This is a genomic window from Streptomyces sp. FH025 (assembly GCF_017427025.1).
Lineage (GTDB): Bacteria > Actinomycetota > Actinomycetes > Streptomycetales > Streptomycetaceae > Kitasatospora.
On record NZ_JAFLNG010000290.1, the window covers coordinates 1 to 9,269 of the forward strand.

The following is a 9,269-nucleotide window of genomic DNA, read 5'->3' on the forward strand; positions in this document are numbered from 1 at the left end:
TTGATGTTCCAGCCCTTCTCATTGGGGTTCTCCGTGGTGGAGACCACCAGGTTCGCCTTGATCGGGGCCGTGTGGTCCTTCACCGGGAAGGTGCCGTGGAACTCCGCGGGGAAGGTCTTGGCGTCCAGGACCTTCTCACCGTCGATGGTGAGGCTGACGGTGTTCTTCACGGTCTCGTTGCCGCTGTAGTTGATCAGGTCGATCACGACCTTGTCGCAGGTCACCGACCAAGTCGGCACGTGCGCCGAGGCGTTGGTGGCAAGCGCCAGGGGCAGGAGAAATCCGACCGCCGCCGTGCCGGCGATCACCGCCGCGCCGATCCGCATGTGCCGCTGCTGTCGCGCCATTACCCTGTTCCCCTCCGAACGGTCATGCGCAGCAGGCGTGTTGGAGTGTCCTGCGGTGGCCCGCTACGACTGTCCGGGGGACTCTACCGGCACTTCCGCACCTCGCCACACCCCGCCGTACGACCGGATTTCGTCTGTCGGTCCGTTCCCGGATGTGCATGACCAGCCCATCACAGCCGCCACCTCGCAGAACGCGGATTCGGGAAACCTGACCGAACTTCGTTACTCCGGAACAAAAAGCCGCCCCCGGCGATCGGATTCAATCACCGGGGGCCACTTTGTCGATCAGTCGACGAACGTTCGGACCATTCCGGCCGCACGAATCGTTCAGGCCGTTCAGGCCGTTCAGGCCTTCCTGGCCGCCTTGCGCCGGGCCGCCACCACGATTCCGGCGCCGGCCGCGATCACCACCGCGCCGCCGATCGCCAGCGGCACCACCGGACCGGAGCCGGTGTGCGCCAGGTTGCCGCCCGCGTCCGCCTGGGCGGACGGGCTGGCCGAACCGGACGGCACGGCCGTCGCTGCGGAGGGGCTGGCCGAACCGCTCGCGCTGGGCGCACCGCTCACCGGCGCGCTCGGGGAGCCGGACGGGCTCGCCGAGCCGCTCGGCGCGGTCGTGCCGCCCGGCGTGGCCGGGGTCGAAGCCGAGGACGAGGACGAGGGCGAGCCGCTCGGCACGACCGGAGGCACCGTCGGGGTGACCGACGGCGTCGGCACGACGGTGCCCGGCAGGCAGCCGGTGAACGGGTAGTGGTGCGTCTCCGCACCGCCCTTGCCGGTCAGCGAGGCGGCGATCACCGAGCCGTTGACCGGGCCGCCGCTGCCGAGGTCGAAGGCGGCGTTGGGCGCGAGCACGGTACCGGCCCAGGCGGCCTGGCTGTTCTTGACCACCTTGGTCGCGGTCGGGAAGTTCCAGAGCAGCTTGGCCCGGATCGCCCCGCTCGCCGCGCTCTGCAGCTTGTCGTCCAGGACGAAGTCCGACTTGCCGGCGTCCCACAGGTGGAAGCCGGTGGTGCCGGCCGCCGCCATGTCGTACGACCCGCCGGTCACGTTGATGACGGTCACCGAGCCGGCCGGCACCTTGACGAAGACGTCCTTGGCGCTCTGGAGCTTGGCGGCGTCGACCGTGAAGCTGTTGTACTTGGCGTCCCCGCCGGCGAAGGTCAGCTTGGCGCCCTCGACCTGGACGGTGGCCCCGGCGCTCTGCGGCACCGCGGCCAGCGAGGTCGAGGCGGCGCGCAGCTTGGCGAACTCGGCCTTGAAGTCGATCGGCGAGGCGCCCTGGGCGATGGTGCCGGCGTGGGCCTGGACGACCACGCCCTCGGCCTTGGCGCCGTAGACGCCGTTGCCCTTCATCACCTGGGTGTTGTGGCCGGTGATCTTTCCGGCCACCACGAGCGCGTTCTTGCCGGGCAGTGCGTCGACCTCGGCGGCGGTCAGCTCCTGGCCGACCGAGAAGCCCCCGGTGAAGTCGGCGTTGCCGCCGACCGCGACCGCGCCCTCGGCGTCGGGGGTGTGGGTGTCGTCGCCCTCGATGAACTCGCCGTAGAGGTTGGCGATCCCGAGGCCGCGGCACTCCTGGTCGGTGCCGACGGCGTGGGCGGCCGGCATGGTCAGGCCGGCCAGTGCGAGCGAGCCGCCTACCGCGAGCGCGGCGGCGGAAATGGGTATGCGCATGTGCAGCTCTCCGCTTGCGTGCGGGCATAGATGGGGGGAGGGGCCCGAAAAGGTATGGACCAAGCCGCACTCTTTCGGCCAAACGGGTGAATGGTCAAGACCAATGCAGATCTTGACCGAACCGTCCCATTTCGTCCGCGTGTCCTCCCCCGCGTGTCGCCGACCGCCTGTTACGCGCAGTTCCCGCGCGCCGCCCGCGCCCCGCCCCAAGATCGGCTGTAAGGCCGCCTACGATTGACCCCGTGCCTAACCCCTTCTCCCTGCTCGCCGAGCGCTGGCAGCCCTCCGCCGCGATGGTCCGGCGCGCCGCGTTCGCCGCGCTGGTGATGAGCGTGGTGATCGTCGTCACCGGCGGCGCCGTCCGGCTCACCGCCTCCGGCCTCGGCTGTACGACCTGGCCCCGCTGCACCGACGAGAGCCTGACGCCCACGGCCGAGATGGGCTTCCACGGTGTCGTCGAGTTCACCAACCGGATGCTCACCTACGTGCTGAGCGCCGCCGTCGGCTGGGCGATCCTGGCCGCCCGCTGCCATCTCCCCCAGCCTTCGGCCGGGGGGACCCCCATCTGGCGGCGCAGCATGACCAAGCTCGGCTGGGCCCAGTTCTGGCTGGTGATGAGCAACGCCGTGCTCGGCGGCATCACCGTGCTGACCGGCCTCAACCCGTACACCGTGGCGCTGCACATGATCGCCGCGATGGCCCTGGTCTGGGTCGCGCTGCTGATGTGGGAGCGGTCCAAGGAGGGCGACGGCGCACCCGAGCTCGCCGTGGCCCGCCCGATCCACCAGCTCTCGTACGTCCTGGTCGCCGCGATCGGACTGCTGGTCGCCGCCGGCACCCTGGTCACCGGCGCCGGCCACCACCCCGGCACGCCCCAGGACAACAAGATCGTCCCGCGCATCCCGATCGACTACGACAGGTTGGCCCAGTTCCACGCCGACTTCGCCTTCGTCTCGGTCGGCCTGTCGATCGCGGTGATCTTCGTCTTCGCCGCCGTGAAGGCCCCCCAGCCCGCCAAGGCCCGCGCCAGGGAACTCCTCGCGGTGCTGCTCCTCCAGGGCCTGCTCGGTTTCGTCCAGTACTTCACCGACGCCCCCGAGCTGATGGTCGGCCTCCACATGCTCGGCGCCGCGCTCACCTGGATCGCCGCCCTGCGCGTCCCGCTCGCCCTGCGCACCCGCGCGGACGTGCCCGCCCCTGAGCGGCTGCCCGCCCAGGCCCCGCAGGCCGCGTCCGTCTGACGCCCCGCCCGGACACGCGCCGACGGCCCGGCTCCCCCGTACGGAGGAGCCGGGCCGTCGGCGTTCACCCGGGTGCGGTCAGCCGCCGAGCTGGATCCCGGCCATCCGCTTCCACTCGTACTCGCCGGTCTTCACCTTGAGGCCGAGCTCGCCCTCGAAGTCGTCGTGCAGGGTCAGCCCGGCCAGCTCGGCGGCCCGCCGGCCGACGGCGTAGCTCGGGGCCACCTGGTCACCCCAGGCGCCGTCCGCGCCGACCACCACGATCCGGGTGGCCACGGCGCCGACGTACTCCACGACCGCGTCGGCGCTGCCGCCGTGCTGCCGGGCGAAGCTGGTCAGGTTCTTGGCGATGCGCTTGGCGCGGCGCTCGGTACGGGCGTCCTGCGCGCTGGCGGTGGCGGTCTCTGCGCTGCTCATGCCCGCATGCTACCCACCGGTAGCGGCGCTGGCGACGGGAGCGCCCTGTGCACCGGGCCACATACTGACTACGTGACCTTCAAAGGCTGGCCGGCCGAGGCGCTCGACTTCTACGAGCACCTCGAAGCCGACAACTCGAAGACCTTCTGGCAGGCCCACAGGCAGCAGTACGAGGACGCCGTACGGACCCCGATGGAGCTGCTGCTCGCCGAGCTGGAGCCGGAGTTCGGGCCGGGCAAGGTCTTCCGGCCCAACCGCGACATCCGCTTCAGCGCCGACAAGTCCCCGTACAAGACGCACATCGGCGCCCACCTGGAGAGCGGCGGCTACATCCAGCTCTCCGCCGACGGCCTGTCCTGCGGCAACGGCATGTACCGGCTCGCCCCGGACCAGCTGGAGCGCTACCGCGCCGCCGTCGCCGAGGACATCGGCGGCGCCGAACTGGAGCGGGTGATCGCCGCGGTGGAGGCCGAGGGCCCGCAGGTGTACGGCCGCGACACCCTCAAGTCCGCCCCGCGCGGCTACCCCAGGGACCACCCGAGGATCGAGCTGCTGCGCCACAAGGGCCTGGTGGCCTGGCAGGAGTGGGCCCCCGCCGCGTGGCTGGGCACCCGGGCCGCCCGCTCCCGGATCACCGCCTTCCTGCACGCCTCCCAGCCGCTGCGGGACTGGCTGGACGACCACGTCGGCCCCTCCGAACTGCCGCCCCGCTGAAGAAGGAGCGCGAGCGCGCGGGAGGCCCCGGAACGCGAAGGAGCCCCGGTCCACCGGACCGGGGCTCCTTCGGCGAGAAGTCCTACTTCACGAACGGGTCGATCGCGCACACCACGAACAGCAGCGACAGGTAGGTGATCGACCAGTGGAACAGCCGCATCTCCTTCAGCTTCGCGCCGACGATCCCGGCCTTGGCCCGCCCGTACAGCGCGTGCGCCTCACGCAGCCAGAAGCCGCCCAGCAGCACCGCGGCGACCGGGTACAGCCAGCTCATGTGCCCCAGCGGCCACACCGCCAGGGAAGTCGCCACCATCACCCAGGAGTAGGCGACGACCTGCTTGCCGACCGCGACGTTGCCCTTGATGACCGGCAGCATCGGCACGCCGGCCCGCTCGTAGTCGTCGCGCACCTTCATCGACAGCACCCAGGTGTGCGGCGGAGTCCAGAAGAACACCACCAGGAACAGCGCCACCGCCGCCCAGGACACCGAGTTGGTGACCGAGGACCAGCCGATCAGCACCGGCATGCAGCCGGCGATGCCGCCCCAGACGATGTTCTGCGAGGTGCGCCGCTTGAGCCCCAGCGTGTAGACGAACACGTAGAACAGCAGCGCGCCGAGCGCGAGTCCGGCGGAGAGCCAGTTGACCCCGAAGCCGAGCAGCAGCGTGGAGACGACCCCGAGCGCGATGCCGAACACCAGCGCCTCGCGCGGCGACACCATCCCGGTGACGATCGGCCGCCGCTCGGTGCGGGACATCAGCGCGTCGATGTCGCGGTCGATGTACATGTTGAGGGCGTTGGCACCGCCCGCCGAGAGGTAGCCGCCGACCACGACCTTCAGCACCAGCAGCATGTTCGGCACGCCCTGCTGGGCCAGGAACATCACCGGCACCGTGCTCATCAGCAGCAGCTCGATGATCCGAGGCTTGGTCAGTGCGACGAAGGCGCCGACACGGGCCCCGATCGGCCGGTGCGCGGGAGTCGCCCCGGTGACCCCGGCGGGACGGGTTTCGACGGCGGTCACTAACACCCCAACTGAAGATGAATCCTCGCAGGCGTCCACAGGAACGATGGGTCCCGAATCGTCCGCTCTGCGCGTACCACGCCACCTTAGACGCTCCATATATCCCATCCGGCTCCGGGGTCCCCCGGCGAGGCGGATCGCACACCCCCGGGTGAACCGGCCGGTCGGGGCCGCCGAGGGGCTCCGGCGGGCCCCGCAACCCGTCCTGACCACCGGGGCGGCGGGCGGCCGCAAAACAGGAGAGGCTGGGACAAATCAATCAGTTCGCCCTAGTGGGAATCAGTCTGCGGAAATCGCGGTTGTCCCGGCACGCAGGGTGGCACCGGCCCGGACGGTAGGCTCGCACGCAGAAGCGGGATCTACCCTCCGTGACCGGCACCAAGCACAGTCGGGACCACAGCGCCGTGGCCGACCCGGTCCCCATTCACGGGGTCACTCTTCACAATGGAAGGAGCCCTGACCAGGGTGAGCACGACTCCGACGAACGCATTCGAGTGGACCGAGCTGGACGAGCGGACGGTTGACACGGCGCGCGTCCTGGCCATGGACGCCGTCCAGAAGGTCGGCAACGGACACCCCGGGACGGCCATGTCGCTGGCCCCCGCCGCGTACCTGATCTTCCAGCGGTTCCTGCGCCACGACCCGACGGACCCGGCCTGGGTCGGCCGCGACCGTTTCGTCCTCTCCCCCGGGCACACCAGCCTGACCCTCTACACCCAGCTGTACCTGTCCGGCTACGGCCTGGAGCTGGACGACCTCAAGGCCTTCCGGGTCGCCGGCAGCCGCACCCCCGGCCACCCCGAGCACGGCCACACCGCCGGGGTCGAGACCACCACCGGCCCGCTCGGCCAGGGCATCGCCAACGCGGTCGGCATGGCGATGGCCGCCCGCTACGAGCGCGGCCTGTTCGACCCGGAGGCCCCGGCCGGCGAGTCCCCGTTCGACCACACCATCTGGGCCATCGTCTCCGACGGCGACCTGGAGGAGGGCATCTCCGCCGAGGCCTCCTCGCTGGCCGGCCACCAGAAGCTGGGCAACCTGGTCGCCCTCTACGACGACAACCACATCTCGATCGAGGGCGACACCGAGACCGCCTTCTCCGAGGACGTCCTCAAGCGCTACGAGGCGTACGGCTGGCACGTCCAGCGGGTCACCCCGAAGGCCAGCGGCGACATCGACGTCGAGGCCCTCGCCGAGGCGCTGGCCGCCGCCAAGGCCGAGACCTCCCGCCCGTCGATCATCGCGATGCGCACGATCATCGCCTGGCCGGCCCCGGACGCCCAGAACACCGCCAAGGCCCACGGCTCCGCGCTCGGCGCCGCCGAGATCGCCGCCACCAAGAAGGTCCTGGGCTTCGACCCGGAGAAGACCTTCGAGGTCAGCGACCAGGTCATCGAGCACGCCCGCCTGGTCATCAAGCGCGGCAAGGCCACCCGCGACCAGTGGCAGCAGGGCTTCGACGCCTGGCGCGCCGCCAACCCGCAGCGTGCCACCGAGTTCGACCGCATCCAGGCCGGCGAGCTGCCCGAGGGCTGGAAGAAGGCCGTCCCGTCCTTCCCGGCCGGCAAGGACGTCGCCACCCGCAAGGCCTCCGGCGAGACCCTCAAGGCCGTCGGCGCGGTGATCCCGGAGCTGTGGGGCGGCTCGGCCGACCTCGCCGAGTCCAACCTCACCACCATCGACGAGGACAGCTCCTTCCTCCCCGAGGGCAACCCGCTGAAGTCCGCCAGCCCGTACGGCCGGACGATCCACTTCGGCATCCGCGAGCACGCCATGGGCTCCACCATGAACGGCATCGCGCTGCACGGGAAGACCCGCGTCTACGGCGGCACCTTCCTGGTCTTCGCCGACTACATGCGCCCGGCCGTCCGCCTGGCCGCGCTGATGAGGCTGCCGGTCACCTACGTCTGGACGCACGACTCGATCGGCCTCGGCGAGGACGGCCCGACCCACCAGCCGGTGGAGCACCTGGCCTCGCTGCGCGCCATCCCGGGCCTGTCCGTGGTCCGCCCGGCCGACGCCAACGAGACCGCCGTCGCCTGGCGCACCGTGATCGAGCGCCAGACCACCCACCCCGGCCCGGTCGGCCTGGCCCTCACCCGCCAGAACGTCCCGACCTTCGACCGCGAGGTCTTCGGCTCCGCCGAGGGCACCGCGAAGGGCGGCTACATCCTGGCCGAGGCGTCCACCGGCGACCCGCAGGTGATCCTGCTGGGCACCGGCTCCGAGGTCCAGCTGGCCGTCCAGGCCCGCGAGGCCCTGGAGGCCGAGGGCATCGCCACCCGCGTGGTGTCGGTCCCGTCCTTCGAGTGGTTCCAGGAGCAGGACCAGGCGTACCGCGACAGCGTGCTGCCGCCGTCGGTCAAGGCCCGCGTCTCGGTCGAGGCGGGCATCGCCCAGGGCTGGCGCGAGCTGGTCGGCGACCACGGCCGGATCGTCTCGCTGGAGCACTTCGGCGCCTCCGCCGACTACAAGGTGCTCTTCGAGGAGTTCGGCATCACCGCCGAGCGCGTGGTGGCCGAGGCGCACAACGCGCTGCGCTCGCTCCAGGCCGTCAACCGCTAGCGGCTCCGGGCCGCGTGCCCTCGCGCACGCGGGCACGCGGCCCCCTCTGACTACCCCACGAAGCAGAAGAAGAAGGACTGAAGCACCATGACTGACGCACTGAAGCGCCTCAGCGACGAAGGCGTTGCGATCTGGCTGGACGACCTCAGCCGCACGCGGCTGAACTCCGGCAACCTGGCCGAGCTGGTGCAGAACAAGCACGTGGTGGGTGTCACCACCAACCCGACCATCTTCCAGAAGGCCATCGCCGGCAGCGGCGACAGCTCCTACGACGGCCAGCTGCGCGACCTCGCCGTCCGCAAGGTCACCACCGACGAGGCGATCCGCATGATCACCACCTCGGACGTGCGCGACGCCGCCGACGTGCTGCGCCCGGTCTACGACGCCTCCAACGGCCGCGACGGCCGGGTCTCCATCGAGGTCGACCCGCGCCTGGCCCACGAGACCGCCCCCACCGTGGCCGAGGCCAAGCAGCTGTGGTGGCTGGTCGACCGCCCGAACGTCTTCATCAAGATCCCCGCCACCAAGGCCGGCCTGCCCGCGATCAGCGAGGTCATCGGCCGGGGCATCAGCGTCAACGTCACGCTGATCTTCTCGCTGGAGCGCTACAAGGCCGTCATCGACGCCTACCTGACCGGCCTGGAGGCCGCCAAGGCCAAGGGCCTGGACCTCTCCCAGATCGAGTCCGTCGCCTCCTTCTTCGTCTCCCGCGTGGACACCGAGATCGACAAGCGCCTGGACAAGATCGGCGGCGCCGCCAAGGACCTGCGCGGCAAGGCCGCCCTGGCCAACGCCCGCCTCGCCTACCAGGCGTACGAGGAGGTCTTCGGCTCGGTCGACGGCAAGACCGAGGGCAGCGCCCGCTGGAAGGCCCTGGAGGCGGCCGGCGCCAAGCCGCAGCGCCCGCTCTGGGCCTCCACCGGTGTCAAGGACCCGGCCCTGCCTGACACCCTGTACGTCACCGAGCTGGTCGCCCCCGGCACCGTGAACACCATGCCCGAGGCCACCCTGGACGCCACCGGCGACCACGGCGTGGTCACCGGCAACACCATCGTCCCCAACTACGCCGACGCGAAGGCCGTCCTGGACGCCGTCGCCGCCGCCGGCGTGGACTACGACGACGTGGTCCAGGTGCTGGAGGACGAGGGCGTCGAGAAGTTCGAGCAGTCCTGGCAGGAGCTGCTCGACACCGTCACCGCCTCGCTCGCCTCCTTCGCCGGCGAGAAGTGACCCCTGCTCACAGCCAGCGCACGAAAGCGGAGCACATCAAGTGAGCACTGATTT

At 70.8% G+C, this 9,269-nt stretch carries 7 protein-coding genes and 1 pseudogene; 4 read left to right on the forward strand and 4 right to left on the reverse strand.

Annotation, left to right across the window (positions count from 1 at the left end):
• Positions 1–347 (reverse strand): annotated as a pseudogene (locus J0670_RS20665) (hypothetical protein); the annotation flags it as partial.
• Positions 348–692: 345 nt separating this feature from the next.
• Positions 693–2,024 carry a choice-of-anchor A family protein gene (locus J0670_RS20670; RefSeq protein ID WP_207813123.1) on the reverse strand — a complete coding sequence of 444 codons (1,332 nt, stop codon included), beginning with the start codon at positions 2,022–2,024 and terminating at the stop codon, positions 693–695.
• Between the two features lie 242 nt (positions 2,025–2,266).
• Between J0670_RS20670 and J0670_RS20675 the strand changes: the two genes are divergently transcribed.
• Positions 2,267–3,265: a COX15/CtaA family protein gene (locus tag J0670_RS20675; protein ID WP_307806615.1), complete on the forward strand. Its 999-nt coding sequence runs from the start codon at positions 2,267–2,269 to the stop codon at positions 3,263–3,265.
• 78 nt (positions 3,266–3,343) lie between these two features.
• On the opposite strand, the gene J0670_RS20680 is transcribed toward J0670_RS20675, so the two are convergent.
• Positions 3,344–3,682, reverse strand: a complete 339-nt coding sequence (locus tag J0670_RS20680) for a hypothetical protein (RefSeq protein ID WP_207813124.1) — start codon at positions 3,680–3,682, stop codon at positions 3,344–3,346.
• 72 nt (positions 3,683–3,754) lie between these two features.
• Between J0670_RS20680 and J0670_RS20685 the strand changes: the two genes are divergently transcribed.
• Complete coding sequence (locus tag J0670_RS20685) at positions 3,755–4,396, forward strand: DUF2461 domain-containing protein (protein WP_307806616.1); 642 nt, start codon at positions 3,755–3,757, stop codon at positions 4,394–4,396.
• 82 nt (positions 4,397–4,478) lie between these two features.
• On the opposite strand, the gene J0670_RS20690 is transcribed toward J0670_RS20685, so the two are convergent.
• Entirely contained in the window at positions 4,479–5,426 is a 948-nt protein-coding gene (locus J0670_RS20690) for a heme o synthase (protein ID WP_207813126.1), read from the reverse strand.
• Positions 5,427–5,885: 459 nt separating this feature from the next.
• Here J0670_RS20690 and tkt point away from each other — a divergent pair, with 459 nt between their 5' ends.
• Both tkt and tal read left to right on the forward strand, forming a co-directional pair.
• Positions 5,886–7,985 (forward strand): transketolase, encoded by a 2,100-nt coding sequence (tkt, locus tag J0670_RS20695; protein WP_207813127.1) that lies wholly within the window; start codon positions 5,886–5,888, stop codon positions 7,983–7,985.
• 87 nt (positions 7,986–8,072) lie between these two features.
• Entirely contained in the window at positions 8,073–9,215 is a 1,143-nt protein-coding gene (gene tal, locus J0670_RS20700) for a transaldolase (protein ID WP_207813128.1), read from the forward strand.
• Positions 9,216–9,269: the final 54 nt, after the last annotated feature.